Origin of the sequence: Bacillus sp. AFS031507, assembly GCF_002584635.1 — a bacterium.
Taxonomy (GTDB): Bacteria; Bacillota; Bacilli; order Bacillales; family Cytobacillaceae; genus Neobacillus.
The window spans coordinates 97504-114500 of the sequence record NZ_NUOW01000003.1 but is presented as its reverse complement, the minus strand read 5'-3'; the positions used below and the strand labels follow the sequence as shown (position 1 = coordinate 114500).

Sequence of the window (16997 nt, the reverse complement as noted above, 5' to 3'; positions counted from 1 at the left end):
TTCTATCTACACCTCTTTTTCAGGTTTGTCATCAACTAGGAATAAGTTTGATTATCGTTTCAATCAAAACAGTTAGAATTGGAATCGCCATAGCAAGGATAATAATTTTTCCAGCTAATTCAATTTTAGAAGAGAGTGCTCCCTGACCAGCATCCTTTGTAATCTGGGCGGCAAATTCTGCAATATAAGCAATTCCAATGATTTTTAAAATCGTTTCGATATAAACCATATTCACTTTTGCATTCACTGCCAGTTTTTCAAGCATATGAATGATTTCATAAATTTTATCCACCAAAAAAAGGAAAATGACACAGCCTACAAAGACAACTAAGAGGAATGCAAAATTCGGCTTTTGTTCTTTCACAATTAAAGCTAGAAAGGTTGCTACAAGAGCTATGCCAACTATTTTTATGATTTCAATCTTAGGGACCCCCCTTCTATTGATATAAAAATACAGATTTAATTTTTTGGAAGAGATCATCCACAATGGATGCTACCTGAAATAATATATAGATAAACCCAAACAACGTTACCCACTGTGCGTATTCTTTTTTCCCCACCTGGTCAAGAACGGTATGCAAAAAGGCAACAACTATTCCCACACCAGCAATTTTAAAAATAATATCCACTTCTAACCCCATTGCATTTCCCCCTAAAATAATAAAATAATCAGTAATAATCCTGATAAGAATCCGAGACTCTTGATCATTTTTTCGTATGTTGCTTGGGCTTGAATTGCATCCGCCTCTTCTCTTTCAAGATGTGTTAGTGTCAGCATGATATGTTTTTGCTGGGACATACGATCATGTCGACCCAGGGTCTCCCCAAATTGCTTCATAATTTCAAACTCTCCCTGCTTTAATGCTGTAGAATTCCATATTTCTCTTAAACTCGTTTCCCAAGCGTCTCTTACCGTTGTTTCGGTGTCCGTTAATTTCTTGGAAAAGGACTCAAAAAAGGTTGAAAGCGGCATTGAAAGCTGTTCTGCTAACCTTCTGGCTGCTTCATGTAATGGCGTATGACCGTACATTATTTCTGCTTCAAGTGATTGTAGTGCAGTCCTTAATGCCCTGAGCTGCCTTGGGCGTTCACTAAAACGTCTGGAAATCTCAAATCCGATCCATGTTGTTGCGACAATTATGAAGACAGCACCTATAAGCTTAATCATTTATGTCACTCTCACTTTTTGATTCATTTCTTTACCATTTCCATCTAAAATATGAGTAATAGTTCCCGGTCCTGATGCCCTGCTAAGGACAACAAAACGTTGAAAAATTTTTTGATCAAGAATCGTCCGTAAAGATGGTCTATTTCTAACTTCTTCAATGCTCGTCCCATGAGTGGTCATCATTAACTTTATTCCCGCATGAACAGCCTCTTGGATTGCTTCAGCATCTTCTTTCCGGCCGATTTCATCAACAATCAGAATATCCGGACTCATCGAGCGAATCATCATCATCATTCCTTCAGCTTTCGGACAGGCATCTAGCACATCCAAACGGTCACCAAAGGTCAATTGCGGTATCCCATTAACACATCCAGCAATTTCACTTCGTTCATCTACAATCCCTACCTTATTTGCCTGTATGCCCCTTGCTAAGTAACCTGAGGATGCAATTCTTGCAATATCACGCAGTAATGTTGTTTTTCCAGTTTGGGGCGGACCAATCACCATCGTATGCATCCATTTTCCTTGATAGATATATGGGATAATTGGTTCAGCTATCCCTACCTTTTCCCTAGCTATCCGAATATTAAAAGAGGAAATGTCCCTGATCGCCTTGACCTTTCCACCCTCAAGAATCACCTTACCAGCCAGCCCAATCCGATGGCCCCCGGAAACAGTTATAAATCCTTGCTTAAGTTCCTCTTCGAGGGTATAGATGGAGAAATGACTTATTTTATTCATTAGGTGAAACGCATCATCAGGCTGGACAATATACGGTAAAAACCTGGGTGCGCCTTTCATTGTCATTTCAATCGGTCGGTTAATTCGTATGCGGATTTCTTCCAGTTCTTCTTTTTGGTTAGGAGGGATTTTGCTGATTAGGTCGGCTATATTTTTTGGTAAAAAGTTTAGGATTGTTTCCACGTGTGCAACCTCCTCATATTTGCCTTTCTCATTATTTAAAATGTATGCCTGCTTGGTCACATTATGACTTTCAAAACTGTCATTTCTTTTCTATTTTCTGAGATGAATGCTAGAACAAAAATAAGATAAGTAGAAAGGGATAAATTTTGATATCGGAACATTTTTGGAGGTCAGTCGTATTTTAAAGAAAGAATAAACTTAAAGGGGGAGAGGGAAGTGTACAATTACCATCCGTTAAGTCGAAATGGTTTACCTCCCAAGGACTATTTAATAAAAGTGTCTGGTGAAGGAGAAATGGCAATCCAACCTGACTCCGCTTCGGTAAACCTAGGAATAATAACGGAAAGCAAGCAGGTAATAACCGCCCAGCAGCAGAATTCTCTTGAAGTAACAAAGGTAATCGACTCTCTTATTTCACTGGGAATTACCAAAAATAATATACAAACCTTCGATTATCGAATTGAGTCAGATTACGATTATGACCAAGGGAAACAAATATTTCGTGGTTATAAAATAACCCATATCCTGCAGGTAAAAATAGAGGACTTATCAATCGTTGGCAAGGTCGTGGATACCGCTGTTCAAAACGGTGTGAACTATGTCTCTAACGTCCAATTTACAGTGAAAAACAAAGAGTCTTTTTATAAACAGGTCTTAGGTATGGCAGTAAATAATGCAATTGAAAAGGCTAAAACCATTGCAGGGACATTAAATGTATCGTTAATCCCCACACCGAGGTTAGTTATCGAAGGAGGCAGAACGGTCCAGCCTGTTTTTAACCAGCCTGGAGCTTTCGTGAAAGGAGCTGCCTCCACACTAATTGAACCAGGACAAATAACAGTCAAGGCTGATGTGATCGCAGAATTTCACTTTAAACCATTTTAGAAAAAAAAGGATTGAACCTTTTGATCAGGTTCAATCCTTTTTTGTGAGTTTATTTATCATATTTCTTCGCCCAATTATATAATTGCATTTCTGTAACTGGACCGTTAAAATGTTCTCTTATTATTCCTTGTTTATCAATCACAAAGGTTTCAGGCTGCCCTGTCACATTATACATTTTAGAAACCTTTCCATTATAATCAAATAAATAGTTCATTTCGGCTTTATTTTTCTCCGTTACTTTATTAATCTTATCCATTGTCTCGCCGCGATTAATCATAAGAAAATGATATTGATCACCATATTCTTTTTGGAAGGATTCTAGCTCTGGTAACTCCTCCTTACATGGAGCACACCAACTGGCAAAATAGTTCAGAATAACCACTTCCCCCTTAAAATCGGAGAGCTTGGTTGTACTTCCATCCAAATTTGGCAACGAAAAATTATATGCCTGATCACCAACATCTGTATGTTCACCTTTTGTAACTAAACTATAACCAAAGAAACCAAACATACTAACAATAAGAATCAATACGAGTAATTTGATGACCCGCTTGTTCATCGTATTTCCTCCTGACACCAGTAAGGTTCTATGCAAAAGGCCTGTTTATGCTTCACAGGCCTAATTATTACTACTAGTTATTTTTCTAGTTGTTTTAAGAATTCAATTTCCTGCTTAAGCTTTGAGTGTCTTTTACCGAGTATTAACATATATCCAAAAATAACAACCCATGCAACAGAATAGGCACCATACATAAATTCAAAACCCATGATAAATTCCTCCTATTTTTCCAATTCTTCTCTTAATTTTTCTTTATAGCGCTCTACTTTAATTTTCATATTTTCAAAAGAAACACCTTTATGAAGAAGGTATGAATATAGAATGGTAAATGCTGCAAGTGAAACAACCAACGCCACTAGCATAGAACTCTCAATACCTCCACCTTTTTGGGAAGGTCCCTCACCAAACACGATTGGGTGAAACTTTGTTTGCCACCAGCGAATCGCGAAAAATACGATTGGAACATCAGCAAACCCGATGATTCCAAATACAGCAGCAAGTCTGGCTTTTTTATCCCATACTCCATCCATTTGACGAATCATAATGTAGGCTATATAGATAAAGAAAAGAATTAACGTTGTAATTAACCGCGGCTCCCAAACCCACCAAGTATTCCATGATGATTTTGCCCAAATTGGGCCAGTTGTTAAGACAATGATCGTAAAGACCACACCAATTTCTGCAGAAATATAAGCATAGGTGTCAAATATTCTTTTCCGCTTGACTAAGAATAAAATACTGAAGACAAATGTCACAAAAAATGCCATGAACGCCAGCCATGCTGAGCTAACATGAAAGTAAAAGATTTTTTGGGCTGCTCCCATCATTACTTCTTCAGCAGAAAAGATAAAGATAAAATAAAGGGCGACCAACATGGAAATAACTGTAGCACCAAACAAAATCTTTGATAGTTCTGGGCTCTTCTTAACAGTTAATTGAGATCCAGTAAGTACCGCTTTCTCTCGTTCGAGATTCATACTCATCACTCAAACCTCCAGCACATAATCAATTAATAAGAAACAAACAACCAAGAAGATAACATCGTACGCAGTGACCAACTGAATCCAAGCGACTGCACTTGAAAATTTATCCATATTCGTTAAGATGATTCGCGTGGCTTGAACAACACCGATTAGGATTGGCGTTGTAATTGGAAACAGCAATAGTGGAAGCAGCATCTCACTGCTTTTGGAATTGGCTGCCAATGCCGCCAAGAATGTTCCAATGGCGATAAATCCAAAACTGCCTAAGAATATAACTAAGATAAAATAAGGAATGCTCCCAAAAAATTTGAAATCAAATAACAAAAATAAAAACGGGATGGAAACCAGTTCTACGATCAACATCATCGCAAAATTGGCTAAGAACTTTCCTAAATAAATGCTCGCTGCCTCCATTGGTGCAACCAATAATCCTTGCATCGTATCATTTCTCTGCTCGGATATAAATGATCTGTTAAGACCTAAAATTCCAGCAAAGACGATAATGACCCAAATGACTCCTGGTATAACTGCTTTTGTTGTATTATTGGCAGGGTCAAAGGCGAAGCTGAAAACAACAATCACCAGACCAGCGAAAATAATTTGGGTCACCATAATTTGTTTTGTTTTTAATTCGGAATATAAATCCTTTTTTGCTAGTAAGAGGGCTGTTCGAAAAAGGTTCATGATACTCCCTCCACTAATTGCTCATATTTTTTAGAAACAAAACCTAAGTTTTGATTTTCAATCCTAAAATCATCGACAATCTTGCCATTTTTTACAATGATAATTCTGTCACAGATTTCAGCTGCTTGTTTGAAATCATGCGTAACCATTAAGGTAGTGGTGCCTTTTGCTTTCATGGAAAGAATAACGTTATTAAGTATGGTAATCGCTCCTTGGTCTAATCCTGTGTGCGGTTCGTCCAAAAGGAGAATTTCCGGTTCATGAACAATCGCTCGTGCAATCGCAATCCGTTGAATCATTCCACGGGAGAAATTCTTTACCGGTTCATTTAAAAAGAATGACAAACCTACTTCTTTGACAAGTGCAATCGCTCGTTGTTCAACATTTTTAACACCATAGACATTCCCAAAGAACACAATATTTTCCACAGGAGTGTAATGATCATAAAGCAAACTGGAATGGGGTAAATAACCCATTATTTTTTTTATTTCGATATGATTTTTTTTCAAATCCATATTATTAACCAATACAGACCCAGATGTAGGTTTGATTAAGGTTGCGAGTACTTTTAGAAGCGTACTTTTTCCGGCACCATTTGGTCCAAGGATGGCAACCGTTTCTCCTTTTTTGATTGAGAGGTCTACACCACGAAGGATGAGCTTATTATCCGCTTGTTTTGTTACCTTTTTTATTTCTATCATTTGCAGTCTCTCCCATCCCAGCTACTACTCTACAAAATTACGTAAGTTTAATTTTACTTGGACAAGATGCTGTTTATAAGCTTCTAGCTTTGCATGATATTCATCCTCTGAAAGCTTTCCATCTCCGAAGGATTCTTCCAATTCAATGATCTTATCCATTATGGCTTTTTGCTTTGCCATTAAAAGTTTAAATGTCTTCTCTTCTTTATCTGCTCCAAGTCTTTCCTCTTCCAGCTTTGCTTTCCTTCTGAGATAGATATAATAGGAGATTCCAGCAATGACAATAGCTCCTATAATAATTAAAAAGACATGTGGATCAAAGCGGTGTAGAGGGGACTGTGCCCATATTCTTAGATGACCTGGATTATGGAAAGCAGGCGCCGTGTGTGTAACCGAACTATTACTTTTATTAGTTGTTTCCGACTTTTTTGTCTCATTCGCTGCAGGCTGTAAATCTGGCTTATAAACAAGTGTAAACGATTGGTTAGCTTTAATCCCTTCGATACTGTATCCAAAATAATTTTCGTCATCGAATTTGAAACTGCCTTGACTAGTTGCAACCGTACCCTTAACTTCAATACTCCCTCTTCCTTCTGGAACGAGAATTTGCATCATTTGTACGTTGTAGTCAGCTTTTAAATTAATTGCTTTTCCCTTTGCTATCCGATAACTGTAAGGCAACACCATCGTTTGATTTTCTGGAATTGGCGTGGTTGTAATGAATCCTTTGTCAACCTCTTTAAAGGCAATTTTATTGTCTAAAAAGTTGAGATCCTCTGCGCCTTCGGGAAGGGTTACATTTAAGACCGCTTCACTTTTACCGTCACCTTTATATTCTTCAGCTGAGGTATTAGTATAATTAACCATATTCATCATATTCGTTGAGCCATCTTCTGTCGGGCTGACAACAATATAATGCATATCAATCGAAACCTTTGAATCAGAAGCTGCTAATCCATGAAATGGAATGAATAGCATCAGTCCGAGGAAGAAAACCGTGATTTTTTTGATCACTTTCCTTCCCCCTTTTTATTCTTATAAGTTTTCATTTGAGCTTCAATTTCTTTTTCAACTTCATCCATTAAATCTTTATCGATGTTTGTATCCATCAACTGTTCTTCTTCCTTCATAATGCTGGCAACTTCTGTTTCATATTGCTTTTTTAAAACTTTATAATCAGCGTGTGAGATTTTATCCATCTTGTACTCAAATTCTATTTCATTAAGTGTTGTTAATAGTGCTTCTTTCGAGGCGCCGATATCCTGACCCGTTGAACTAACATGTAAATAAGCATCCCACTTAAATAACGGTGATAGTATTAGAAACAGACAAGCTAGCGCAAATATGGTGGTAAAAATCATCGAGATGACTGTGATATCTTGCATTTTGTTCACATCCTAAAGATACTTTTTGCGTTCTTCATCAATCATGGAAGATAGTATTTCTTCTTCTACTTCATCCTCGGTGTTCTGGTACTCAGCAACAGGTTCATCTGTGCCTTTTTTCTTAACCCATTTACGAATAACGAAATACAATGATATTCCCGCTCCGGCCAATACTACAAACGGGAGAACCCAAGCTGTTAAACTAAAACCGCTTTTTTCAGGTGAAGTCAATATTTCTTCACCATAGATATTGACATAATAGGCACGAATTTTATCCTTATCCCACCCCTTGTTCATCATGTCAACCAGGTCTGCTTTAAATTCTGTGGTAAGATTGCACGTATTCGGATCACATTCATAATGATCCTGACCACAGCCACATGTGCAAGCGAATTGCTGAGCAACGGCTTTGAATTCAGCTGATTTATAGTCAATCTGTTTTGCTGCTTCAACGCGAAGGAATGATCCTTGAAAGATGAACGCTATTATGAGAAGGCCAATATAAATTTTGTTTTTCATATTAAGACACCTCTCTGCGTACTCCTGTGTATCTCGGAGTGACATTTCCATATTTTCCGTTCCAAACGGCGAACAGAGCGCCAATAACAATCATGAATGAACCAATCCATAGCCAGTTCATCATTGGATTAATTTTTACAACAAATGTGGCTTTTCCATCATCTTCCCAGGCACTTAACACGATGTATAAGTCTTCCTTAAGCGAAGATATAATCGCCACTTCGGAAGAAGGCTGTTCCCAGTTTCCGTAAAATACCTTTTCTGGCTGATACGTGCCTAGCTTTTTACCATTTCTAAAAACGGTTACATCGGCATAGACGATATCATTAATGCCTTCTTTCTTCTGATCAAGCCGGTCGTAGTTGATACGATAATCCATTAATTCAATTGACTGCCCTAAATCGACTGTTTTCATTGTTTGTAAATCATAATTCTGTGAACCAATAATCCCCATCGTGATGAAGGCAATACCAAGGTGAACGATGTATCCACCATACCTGCGGCGATTTCGAATCATCAAGCGGTACAGCGCCACAAATGGTGTTTCTTTAGTCATCTTTCTTCTAGCTTTTACACCTCTATAAAACTCTAAGAAGTGGGTAATTAATAATAGAATGATTACTCCATAACCAATGACTGCCCATGCTTTTTGAATTCCTAACACTACCATCAAAATCATGCCAAGAACAGCGAGGATAGCAGGAATCATGAAGTTTTTCTTAAGATTTTTCACGGTAGATTTTTGCCAAGCAAGCATTGGACAAACTGCCATGACAAACATCATTGATAATAGAATTGGTGCTTCCACTTTATTAAAAAATGGTAGACCAACCGTTACTTTTGTACCACGTACTGCTTCTGATACTAATGGGAAAATCGTTCCCCAAAATACGGCAAAGGCTGCTCCGACTAGTAATAAATTATTTACTAAGAAGCTGCTCTCTTTGGAAACAAAGGAATTAAATTCCCCTGCACTGCGTTTCAGCAGGTTGTAACGGCTCATTAACACATATAGTGCCCCGATGACTGCCACACCCATGAAGATTAAGAAGTATAATCCCAGGTTTGAATTTGCAAAGGCATGAACAGAGGTCAGTACGCCGCTTCGCACTAAGAATGTACCAAATAGGGTAAGTGCATAGGAGACAATGATTAAGCTGATATTCCAAATTTTTAACATGTTTTTCCGTTCTTGAATCATAACGGAATGTAAGAAGGCTGTTGCTGTTAACCATGGCATAAAGGAAGCATTTTCAACTGGATCCCATGCCCAGTAACCACCCCAGCCAAGTTCAACATATGCCCATTGACCGCCAAAGATATTTCCAAGGCTTAAAAATAACCAGGCAATAATTGTCCAACGTCTAGTCATTTTAATCCAGAAATCATCGACATTTTTCAAAATCAATGCCGCCATCGCAAAGGCAAATGGAATGGCAAGACCTACATAGCCAAGGTAAAGTGTGACAGGATGAATGATCATTCCTGGATTTTGAAGCATTGGATTTAATCCTTTTCCTTCTATTGGAATCTCATTTAATAGAAGGAAAGGTTTAGCTACAAAACCTAAAATAAAGAAGAAGAAAACCGCATTTGCAAGTAAGATGGCCGAAATGTATGGAATCATCGGGTTTCCTTTTAACTTCCGTGAGAAAGCAATCATACAAGTATAAAGAGTTAAGAAGAATGTCCACAATAACAACGAGCCTGCATTACCCGCCCATAGTGCGGTAAGTTTATAGATAATCGGCAGTTCACTGCTTGTGTAATCATGAACATATTCATATTGAAATTGAGAGGTTGCTAATAGGTAGAACAATGAAAGCATTGCAACTGATGAACATACTAATAATGCAATCAATCCACCTTTACCACTGTTAATAAACTTTTGATTTTTCGTGCTGATCCCCAACGTGATAATGAGGAGTGAATAAATTGCGATGGCTAAGCCTATATAAATCGTAGCATTGGAAAATAAATACATTTCGTCACCTTCTTAAGTTAGCCCGTTATTTTTCATTCGGTGTTTTATTTAATTTATCTTTATGTGTCTCTGGATTATAATTTTTGATATCTTTTCCTTCATACTTAGAAGGACATCTTGTTTTAACTGTCTCTGCCACAAATGTATTCTTTTTGGTCGGTGCCCCTTGGAGAATAGTAATGACACCTTCTGCAAAGTTATCTGGTTTGGTACCATTATGTATAACATGCATAACATTTCCGTCGTTATCTTTAACATCAAACTTCAACTCAATTTTGTCTGGATTCCATTTAATTGAATCTTCAATAAGTAATCCTTCTACAGTTACAAAATCATCTTTATGTTGATCTTGAGTAGCCAAGAGCTCTTTCATCGTTAACTCAACACCACTTGAACCAGGAGTTGCTGCCATCAGAAGGAATACAATAGCTCCTGCAATAATAAACCCACCAAGCATAATAATCGTATTTTTTTTCATTCTTCTCACCTCATTAGATTAATTTCTTCATTTCTTCTTCATACATTTCTTGGTCTATCTTTCCAGTTAATAGTTTTTTGCGCAGTTCCTTCTTTTCTTCAGAATTCGCTGTTTTGTTGTCTTTTTTAACCGTTGGAGAAGTCTTCTTCGGTTGTTTTTTATTATGACTGGCTATCTTAGATGCTGATTGTTTATTTCCTTTTAAGCCAATGAAAACAAAGAGTCCGGCAATGATGATTGCAATACCGATAATCGATGCACCACCCAGCCCGATAATTGGACGTTTTGATGATTTAGTGGCTCCTCCGTTTTTCACAACTTGGTCTGTTGCAGTTACACCACTATGGTTTTCATCATTTGGTGGCTGCTTTTTGTTAATCGCCTCCATTGTTGATTCAGTACCATCTTTCTTATATGAGAAAGAGTATTTCAAGCCAGCATCTGCCTTTACATTTTTGTATTGGTAGTAATAAAGCTCTTCTCCATATTCATTTTTCGAATTGTTTGCTGCCTTTGGCTCAATTTTTATTTCCTTTGCATCCATTGGAGCATAAAAGATAACATCTAAAAGCTCGATATCAGCTTTATTTTTAAGTTCATATGTAAAGATCTTGTTGTCCTTCAAGTTAATTGACTTTGTATAGTACTCAATGACAAATTCGTAGGTTTCGTTATTCTTAATTGCTTTAGCTGGTTTCCAAGTAATGATCCCATTTTCTTTATCGACATCATAGGGACGCTGTACTTCAGGCTTATTTTTTTCTGGGAATTCTGCTACCAAGAAGGCTTCAAAGCCTTTTTCCATTGCTGGAACGGGAATCTCAATCTTCCCATCATAATCTTGACCACTTTTATTGGTAATTGTTCCGTACTGGCCCACTAGTAAAGATGGAATATCTCGTGACCAACCTTCGGGGTAATCAAACTCTGGCATTACCTGAATCTGCATTTCCTTAAAAGGAAATTTTTCTGCCTGAAAGGCTGTTTCAGCACTAGCCTTCGGGATGATGAAATTCGTTAAAAATGATGCGATTACGAATAATGCCAACAACTTATTTTTAAGCATCTTAATCCTCCTTGACTTAAAAAACTTATCACTAGAAAGTACTAATTTTCACTATAGTCCTCTTTGAAATAAATATAATCTTTATCAACCCTTATTTGTTGATTCACTCTTGAACATTTTGTTAAAGGATAAAAATCGTTGCGTTTTCGACAAAAAACCACCACAAAATGTTCACAAATTAAAAATGGGCAAAAAAAACCTGTATCCTCTTGTAATGGATTCAGGTCTTTTATGCTGTATTTAGTTTATTTTTTCTCCAAAGATCGGATATAGGTAACAATATCGGTAATATCCTTTTTCTTGAGCTGGCGTGCGCCTTCATGCCCCTTTAATGAAGGTCCCATCCTAGTTTCTTCACGACCGTAGGCTGCATCAATCCATATTTGCTTATCAGTTGTATATTTCAGGTATTGTCGATTAGCGAGAGCGGTTCCCATTTTATCCTTACCTGTCCCTGCTTTACCATGACAATTTAAACAATATAAATTATATTGCGCTTTTCCATTTTCAGGATTACCTGAAATCGTTTTTGGCACATCAAACTCGATTTCTTCTGTCTGCCAGTCTCTTATAAAAGCAACAAGATTTTTTAAATCCTTATCTGACATTCGAGGACCGTAAGCAGGCATGACTGTGTCTTCTCTTCCATATTTCACATAATTATACAGGTCTTTATCGGATACGGAGCTTAAAAAATTCTGGCTATTTAAAGCCGTCCCCGTTTTTGAGCCTTCTCCTTTTCCTTTTTCGCCGTGACAAAATATACAATTTTTGTTATATATCTTTTCACCAGCAGCAATTGCTTCTGATTTCTTGCTATCAAAAATTTGGCTATTACTTAAACAGACAATAATTCCAATAATAATCAAAATGTAAAATCCGATTAGTATTTTCTTCATGGGTTTCCCTTTACTTAGGTTCAGGTGTTGGGGTTGGCTCCCCAAAATCTTTATATTTTTCTGTGATTAATTGATATATTTTATTCGTATTTTTTCCACTAAGATGCATTTCAACAGCATCTCGAGCAATATCAATGCAGGTGTCGCAAGATATTCCGTGAGAATCCCATTCTGTTACTGCATTGTCTTCACCAACTTGTTTGACAAAGCAATCTAGATTGCTCTTATGTCCTTCGACAACACATCCACAATAGCAAGGAACAGATGCTACGACTTCAGGATAAGTTGCAGCCATAACATAAGTTTCATTAATTTTTTCAGATGTATTCAGAACAAAATCTGGTAATGGCACATGTTTTTTATCAAGTTTCCAGCTTTCATCACTAAGTTTGGAACTGCAGCCAGCAGCCACAATGGCAAACAAAATCCCAAGGAACAAGAGAGATGTAATTCGTTTCATGATCTGTTGCACCCCTTCCCTATTATTTTTTGTACTACTTCAGTTTAGCAAAAAGAAATTAGCCAATTAGTAATTAATTCTTACTATTTAGTGAAGTTTTTACGAAAGTTAAAGTAAAGTCGTAAAAAAAGCAAAGACCACTGAAATATCTTAAATAGACTTCCAGTGGTTCAAATTACATATTACTCATATCAGGTCCTGAATGGCCACCTGTTCCTAGAGCAGGATCAATCATTCCAAATATCATTGCAATGTGTGCAAGCACTAGAAAAATACTAACAAAGATCGCATGAATTTTCAGCTTTTCTTCTTCTGTTTTATTTCTATAAATAAGACCTAAATCAAGTAGGGCCATGCCAAGAAATGGGATAATTCCAAGTAAATAGAATGTAACGGCTACAACATCAATCCAGCCTTTCCACTCCCTGTTTACCGTTAATGGGATATAAGCAACTTTCATTAAATATATGAATATGCCAGTAAAATAAAAGCCTGCAAATATGCCGGTTACTTTATTCAATTTTTTTAAGGCACCGTCTAATTTTCTTGTAAATAATATGGCAATTTCCGAAATCGCAAGGATCTCAGCACAAATTACTGGAACGGCCATAAATATTAATAAATTCCAAGGCTGATTGTCTGCTAGTAATCCCATATAATGTGTCATATTCATGTTTATCTTCTCCTTTATTTTTTCTACACACCAACTATATTGAAAAAGTGTGCAGAAACTTAGGAGAAACTATGGAGAAATTGTTAAAAAAAAGCCTTAATCCGACAATTTTCGGACTAAGGCTTTGATCTGATTATGCACGTGACACGTATGATCCATCAGTCGTATTGATAATTAACTTATCCCCTTGATTGATGAAGAAAGGAACCTGAACAGAAAGACCTGTTTCAAGGGTAGCTGACTTGGTACCGCCAGAAGACGTATCCCCCTTAATACCCGGTTCTGTTTCAGCAACCTCTAAAATTACATTGTTTGGTAATTCAACTCCAAGAGTTTCATAATTAAACATCATAATTTGTACTTCCATATTTTCTTTCAAAAACTTTAATTCATACTCTATGCTTGAAGCAGGAAGTTCTACCTGCTCGTAAGATTCCATATCCATAAATACATGATTATCACCGCTTGCATAAAGATATTGCATTTTACGGTTATCGATTTGAGCTTTCTCTACTTTCTCACCTGCACGGAATGTTTTTTCTTGAATTGCTCCATTACGAAGGTTACGAAGCTTGGAACGAACAAAGGCTGCTCCTTTACCTGGCTTTACGTGTTGAAAATCAAGGACACGCCATAAGCCGCCATCCACTTCAATTGTTAATCCTGTTTTAAAATCATTTACAGATATCATATTAAGATCCTCCTAAAAAATCATTACAGTATAATTAGTTCTTTTGTAGAATGTGTGAGTGCTTCGTTATGGTCCTTTGTAATCAATGCATCATCTTCAATCCGAACGCCGCCTAGACCTGGGATATAGATACCCGGCTCACATGTTACTACCATTCCAGGTTCTAATATTACATCAGACTTCATCGATAGACCAGGGCCTTCATGGATCTCAAGTCCGATACCGTGCCCGGTTGAATGACCAAAGTATTCACCATAACCTTTTTCTGTTATGTAGTCTCGTGTTATTGCATCTGCTTGCTTCCCTGTCAAACCTGGTTTGATTCCAGCCATTCCAAGTAATTGGGCTTCAAGTACAACTTCATAAATTTCTTTAAGCTTTGCGTCTGGCTCTCCAATCGCAATAGTCCGCGTAATATCAGAAACATATCCATTGTAGTAACAGCCGTAGTCCATTGTTACAATGTCCCCTGCTTCAATTACCTTATCGCTAGCAACACCATGTGGAAGTGCTGAGCGATGACCAGAAGCAACGATTGTATCAAATGAAGAGGAAGTGGCACCAGCTCTCCTCATAAAGAACTCTAACTCATTAGATACTTCTAACTCAGTTTTTCCAGGACCAATGAAGTCTAAAATATGTTTAAATGCAGCATCAGCAATATCAGCTGCTACCTTTAATATCTTAATCTCTGCATCAGTCTTTATCAAGCGTAACTTTTCGATTACACCAGAAAGCGGAACAAGTTCAGCGTCAACTTCATTATCATATAATTTAAAGGAGGAGTATGTTAGAAAATCCTCTTCAAATCCCAGCTTTTGAATTCCAAGGTTCTTCACTTGTTGTGCAACTTCTTCAGGAATCGTTCCGGTTATTTTTATAATCTCGAAACCTTGGCATTGTTTAGTCGCTTGTTCAATATAGCGGAAATCCGTAAGAAACAAAGTTTTTTCCGCACTAATTAAAACTACACCAGCAGAGCCAGTAAAGTTTGAAATATAGCGACGATTATATGGGCTGGTGATCAAAATTCCATCAATTCCAAGTGTTGAAAAATTAGATCTTAGTTTTTCTATTTTTTCCATTGCTCTCCACTCTCCTTTTCAAATCCATATGAGGACAAAAATATTTTATCACAACCTACTTCATCCGACTAATCGTAACTTAGGAGGACTCCTCTTTCTCTTGCTCGTTATTATTTTGATACTCATAATTTATGGAATATCCAATAAAGATTCCATATACGATATAAATACAAATGGATGTAATGATCGTATCTCTTTTTAAATCAAAAAATGGTTCAATACCTGGAAAGAGTGGATTTAGAATAAAGAACACCACCAAAAACAATATAATTCCATAGCCAAGTCCAAACCAAAACCCTGTGAATTTTCTCAACACTGCATAGTAAATAAATGCTGCTACCACGGAACATATTCCAATTAAAATAATGGATATGACGGTCCCCAGCCATTCGTATTTCCAATGCCCTAGTGCCCATGGCTCTAGAATGACATTGGGACGAATTTCAGTAAAACTTAAGTAGGACGCTATGAAGCCCATCAATCCCCAAAACAGACCTCCAAATAAACCCGTCCAAAATACCATTACCGAAAAGGACATGGGCTTAGGATAATTTCCTAGTTTCTTCTCAATCGCCATTGTAACAACCTCCGTTTACTTTCTGTTTATTCGGGAAGTGCCCTTTTTGCTGTTATATATGCTTGATATGCTGTCCTTTAATTGGGACAACAAAAGGCCATAATAAATTCCATTTCTTATTATGTCCTTTGGTATTCAATCCCTTTCATATAAAAAAACTTTTTAATTGGAAATATTATGTCATTCCTAGAGGTTTTTTTGTTTTTCTAGTAGAATAGAATTAAGTACATACAGATTTTATCTTTCAGCTGTTGTGCAACTATAGATTAGGTTGGTGTAAAGTATATGTCCAATTCTCAAAAACCCGTTTATGGCGGCCAAGCGGTTGTCGAAGGTGTTATGTTTGGCGGAAAACATCATTATGTTACTGCGGTACGCAGGAAGGATCAATCTGTTGAATATTTTCATTTGCCTCGTAAAGCAAATCCTTATTTTACAATCCTAAAGAAAATCCCATTTCTGCGAGGGATAATCGCAATTATTGAGTCGAGTGCAAATGGATCGAAACATTTAAACTTCTCGACGGAAAGATTTGATGTGGATCCAAAAGAAGATGAAATTATAAAAGAAAAAGAAGTCTCTAAATTGACTATGTACCTTGGTGTTGCTGCAATTGGTGTTATTTCATTTTTATTTGGCAAATTTGCTTTTACGCTGATCCCTGTGTTCCTTGCAGTTTTGACAAAACCAATTTTTCCATCGCATTTTGCTCAAGTGTTAGTGGAGGGTTTTTTTAAACTAATTTTATTAATTTCCTATATTTATTTTGTTTCACTTACTCCATTGATAAAAAGGGTGTTTCAATATCATGGCGCCGAACATAAAGTAATCAATACCTTTGAATCTGGGGTTGAGTTAACCGTTGAAAATGTGCAGGCTCATTCCCGTCTGCATTACCGCTGTGGCAGTAGTTTCATCCTGTTTACAGTCTTTGTTGGTGTTTTTGTCTATATGCTGGTACCTTCAACTCCGCTTTGGTTACGGGTGGTCGACCGCCTCCTCTTAATTCCTGTGGTTTTGGGTATTGCTTTTGAAATCCTTCAATTAACTAATAAACTTAGAGATATTCCAGTTTTAAAGTATCTAGGTTATCCTGGTCTTTGGCTGCAACTAATAACAACGAAGGAACCACAAAATGATCAAGTCGAAGTGGCAATACTTTCTTTTAACGAATTATTAAGAAGAGAAAAGGAATCTGAGTACTCGGTCAAAAGCGAAGAAATTGTCTAAATTCTTGTTTTATCGTGTTTAAAAGAATTAAAAAATGCTTAAGATG

General features: G+C 37.0%; 23 protein-coding genes. 2 read left to right on the top strand and 21 right to left on the bottom strand.

Annotated elements, in window-relative coordinates:
- Window positions 1-31: 31 nt before the first annotated feature.
- The 4 genes from spoIIIAD to spoIIIAA are packed head-to-tail and all read right to left on the bottom strand — an operon-like array spanning window position 32 to window position 2092.
- Entirely contained in the window at window positions 32-481 is a 450-nt protein-coding gene (spoIIIAD, locus tag COE25_RS04420; RefSeq protein ID WP_098931474.1) for a stage III sporulation protein AD, read from the bottom strand.
- The gene (spoIIIAC, locus tag COE25_RS04415) at window positions 438-641 is read right to left on the bottom strand and encodes a stage III sporulation protein AC (protein ID WP_066060661.1); all 204 of its coding nucleotides are present in this window, start codon (window positions 639-641) and stop codon (window positions 438-440) included. The genes spoIIIAD and spoIIIAC overlap by 44 nt, the downstream gene beginning before the upstream one ends.
- An 11-nt stretch (window positions 642-652) precedes the next feature.
- Window positions 653-1168, bottom strand: a complete 516-nt coding sequence (gene spoIIIAB / locus COE25_RS04410; RefSeq protein ID WP_098931472.1) for a stage III sporulation protein SpoIIIAB — start codon at window positions 1166-1168, stop codon at window positions 653-655.
- The gene (gene spoIIIAA / locus COE25_RS04405; protein WP_098931470.1) at window positions 1169-2092 is read right to left on the bottom strand and encodes a stage III sporulation protein AA; all 924 of its coding nucleotides are present in this window, start codon (window positions 2090-2092) and stop codon (window positions 1169-1171) included.
- A gap of 216 nt (window positions 2093-2308) precedes the next feature.
- Between spoIIIAA and COE25_RS04400 the strand changes: the two genes are divergently transcribed.
- A complete protein-coding gene (locus COE25_RS04400; RefSeq protein WP_098931468.1) occupies window positions 2309-2977 on the top strand; it encodes an SIMPL domain-containing protein in 669 nt (222 codons plus the stop codon).
- A 49-nt stretch (window positions 2978-3026) separates the two neighbouring features.
- On the opposite strand, the gene COE25_RS04395 is transcribed toward COE25_RS04400, so the two are convergent.
- The 17 genes from COE25_RS04395 to COE25_RS04315 all read right to left on the bottom strand — a co-directional run bounded on the left by COE25_RS04395 (window position 3027) and on the right by COE25_RS04315 (window position 15721).
- The gene (locus tag COE25_RS04395) at window positions 3027-3536 is read right to left on the bottom strand and encodes a TlpA family protein disulfide reductase (protein WP_098931466.1); all 510 of its coding nucleotides are present in this window, start codon (window positions 3534-3536) and stop codon (window positions 3027-3029) included.
- Window positions 3537-3613: 77 nt separating this feature from the next.
- The gene (locus COE25_RS04390; RefSeq protein WP_088088932.1) at window positions 3614-3745 is read right to left on the bottom strand and encodes a CcmD family protein; all 132 of its coding nucleotides are present in this window, start codon (window positions 3743-3745) and stop codon (window positions 3614-3616) included.
- 12 nt (window positions 3746-3757) lie between these two features.
- Window positions 3758-4519 carry a cytochrome c biogenesis protein gene (locus tag COE25_RS04385; protein ID WP_098931465.1) on the bottom strand — a complete coding sequence of 254 codons (762 nt, stop codon included), beginning with the start codon at window positions 4517-4519 and terminating at the stop codon, window positions 3758-3760.
- 3 nt (window positions 4520-4522) lie between these two features.
- A complete protein-coding gene (locus COE25_RS04380) occupies window positions 4523-5203 on the bottom strand; it encodes a heme exporter protein CcmB (protein ID WP_098931464.1) in 681 nt (226 codons plus the stop codon).
- Window positions 5200-5904 carry an ABC transporter ATP-binding protein gene (locus tag COE25_RS04375; protein WP_098931463.1) on the bottom strand — a complete coding sequence of 235 codons (705 nt, stop codon included), beginning with the start codon at window positions 5902-5904 and terminating at the stop codon, window positions 5200-5202. Before COE25_RS04375 ends, COE25_RS04380 begins: the two co-directional genes overlap by 4 nt.
- A 24-nt stretch (window positions 5905-5928) precedes the next feature.
- A complete protein-coding gene (locus tag COE25_RS04370) occupies window positions 5929-6918 on the bottom strand; it encodes a hypothetical protein (protein WP_098931462.1) in 990 nt (329 codons plus the stop codon).
- On the bottom strand, window positions 6915-7289 hold the full coding sequence (locus COE25_RS04365) for a hypothetical protein (protein WP_088088937.1): 375 nt from the start codon (window positions 7287-7289) through the stop codon (window positions 6915-6917). The genes COE25_RS04370 and COE25_RS04365 overlap by 4 nt, the downstream gene beginning before the upstream one ends.
- Window positions 7290-7301: 12 nt before the next feature.
- Complete coding sequence (locus COE25_RS04360) at window positions 7302-7808, bottom strand: cytochrome c-type biogenesis protein CcmH (RefSeq protein ID WP_098931461.1); 507 nt, start codon at window positions 7806-7808, stop codon at window positions 7302-7304.
- Between the two features lies 1 nt (window position 7809).
- A complete protein-coding gene (locus COE25_RS04355; protein ID WP_088088939.1) occupies window positions 7810-9792 on the bottom strand; it encodes a heme lyase CcmF/NrfE family subunit in 1983 nt (660 codons plus the stop codon).
- Window positions 9793-9817: 25 nt separating this feature from the next.
- Window positions 9818-10270, bottom strand: coding sequence for a cytochrome c maturation protein CcmE (locus COE25_RS04350; protein ID WP_088088940.1), 453 nt, complete (start codon window positions 10268-10270; stop codon window positions 9818-9820).
- A gap of 13 nt (window positions 10271-10283) precedes the next feature.
- Window positions 10284-11336 (bottom strand): hypothetical protein, encoded by a 1053-nt coding sequence (locus COE25_RS04345; protein ID WP_098931460.1) that lies wholly within the window; start codon window positions 11334-11336, stop codon window positions 10284-10286.
- 245 nt (window positions 11337-11581) lie between these two features.
- Window positions 11582-12235, bottom strand: a complete 654-nt coding sequence (locus tag COE25_RS04340; RefSeq protein WP_088088942.1) for a c-type cytochrome — start codon at window positions 12233-12235, stop codon at window positions 11582-11584.
- Between the two features lie 10 nt (window positions 12236-12245).
- The gene (locus COE25_RS04335) at window positions 12246-12695 is read right to left on the bottom strand and encodes a PCYCGC motif-containing (lipo)protein (RefSeq protein ID WP_088088943.1); all 450 of its coding nucleotides are present in this window, start codon (window positions 12693-12695) and stop codon (window positions 12246-12248) included.
- Window positions 12696-12870: 175 nt separating this feature from the next.
- A complete protein-coding gene (locus COE25_RS04330) occupies window positions 12871-13368 on the bottom strand; it encodes a DUF6803 family protein (protein WP_098931458.1) in 498 nt (165 codons plus the stop codon).
- A gap of 133 nt (window positions 13369-13501) precedes the next feature.
- The gene (gene efp, locus COE25_RS04325) at window positions 13502-14059 is read right to left on the bottom strand and encodes an elongation factor P (RefSeq protein WP_088088945.1); all 558 of its coding nucleotides are present in this window, start codon (window positions 14057-14059) and stop codon (window positions 13502-13504) included.
- Window positions 14060-14082: 23 nt separating this feature from the next.
- Window positions 14083-15144 (bottom strand): M24 family metallopeptidase, encoded by a 1062-nt coding sequence (locus COE25_RS04320; RefSeq protein ID WP_098931456.1) that lies wholly within the window; start codon window positions 15142-15144, stop codon window positions 14083-14085.
- Window positions 15145-15223: 79 nt separating this feature from the next.
- Entirely contained in the window at window positions 15224-15721 is a 498-nt protein-coding gene (locus COE25_RS04315; protein WP_088088947.1) for a YqhR family membrane protein, read from the bottom strand.
- A gap of 285 nt (window positions 15722-16006) precedes the next feature.
- Here COE25_RS04315 and COE25_RS04310 point away from each other — a divergent pair, with 285 nt between their 5' ends.
- Window positions 16007-16951, top strand: coding sequence for a DUF1385 domain-containing protein (locus COE25_RS04310; protein WP_088088948.1), 945 nt, complete (start codon window positions 16007-16009; stop codon window positions 16949-16951).
- Window positions 16952-16997: the final 46 nt, after the last annotated feature.

Coding starts and splice junctions, on each gene's coding strand:
- COE25_RS04310 (WP_088088948.1), top strand. CDS start 16,007: ATGTCCAATTCTCAAAAACCCGTTTATGGCGGCCAAGCGGTTGTCGAA.
- efp (WP_088088945.1), bottom strand. CDS start 14,059: ATGATATCTGTAAATGATTTTAAAACAGGATTAACAATTGAAGTGGAT.
- COE25_RS04360 (WP_098931461.1), bottom strand. CDS start 7,808: ATGAAAAACAAAATTTATATTGGCCTTCTCATAATAGCGTTCATCTTT.
- COE25_RS04385 (WP_098931465.1), bottom strand. CDS start 4,519: ATGAGTATGAATCTCGAACGAGAGAAAGCGGTACTTACTGGATCTCAA.
- COE25_RS04315 (WP_088088947.1), bottom strand. CDS start 15,721: ATGGCGATTGAGAAGAAACTAGGAAATTATCCTAAGCCCATGTCCTTT.
- COE25_RS04320 (WP_098931456.1), bottom strand. CDS start 15,144: ATGGAAAAAATAGAAAAACTAAGATCTAATTTTTCAACACTTGGAATT.
- COE25_RS04355 (WP_088088939.1), bottom strand. CDS start 9,792: ATGTATTTATTTTCCAATGCTACGATTTATATAGGCTTAGCCATCGCA.
- COE25_RS04345 (WP_098931460.1), bottom strand. CDS start 11,336: ATGCTTAAAAATAAGTTGTTGGCATTATTCGTAATCGCATCATTTTTA.
- COE25_RS04350 (WP_088088940.1), bottom strand. CDS start 10,270: ATGAAAAAAAATACGATTATTATGCTTGGTGGGTTTATTATTGCAGGA.
- COE25_RS04330 (WP_098931458.1), bottom strand. CDS start 13,368: ATGAATATGACACATTATATGGGATTACTAGCAGACAATCAGCCTTGG.
- spoIIIAD (WP_098931474.1), bottom strand. CDS start 481: ATGATCTCTTCCAAAAAATTAAATCTGTATTTTTATATCAATAGAAGG.
- COE25_RS04365 (WP_088088937.1), bottom strand. CDS start 7,289: ATGCAAGATATCACAGTCATCTCGATGATTTTTACCACCATATTTGCG.
- spoIIIAB (WP_098931472.1), bottom strand. CDS start 1,168: ATGATTAAGCTTATAGGTGCTGTCTTCATAATTGTCGCAACAACATGG.
- COE25_RS04335 (WP_088088943.1), bottom strand. CDS start 12,695: ATGAAACGAATTACATCTCTCTTGTTCCTTGGGATTTTGTTTGCCATT.
- COE25_RS04375 (WP_098931463.1), bottom strand. CDS start 5,904: ATGATAGAAATAAAAAAGGTAACAAAACAAGCGGATAATAAGCTCATC.
- COE25_RS04380 (WP_098931464.1), bottom strand. CDS start 5,203: ATGAACCTTTTTCGAACAGCCCTCTTACTAGCAAAAAAGGATTTATAT.
- COE25_RS04390 (WP_088088932.1), bottom strand. CDS start 3,745: ATGGGTTTTGAATTTATGTATGGTGCCTATTCTGTTGCATGGGTTGTT.
- COE25_RS04395 (WP_098931466.1), bottom strand. CDS start 3,536: ATGAACAAGCGGGTCATCAAATTACTCGTATTGATTCTTATTGTTAGT.
- COE25_RS04340 (WP_088088942.1), bottom strand. CDS start 12,235: ATGAAGAAAATACTAATCGGATTTTACATTTTGATTATTATTGGAATT.
- spoIIIAC (WP_066060661.1), bottom strand. CDS start 641: ATGGGGTTAGAAGTGGATATTATTTTTAAAATTGCTGGTGTGGGAATA.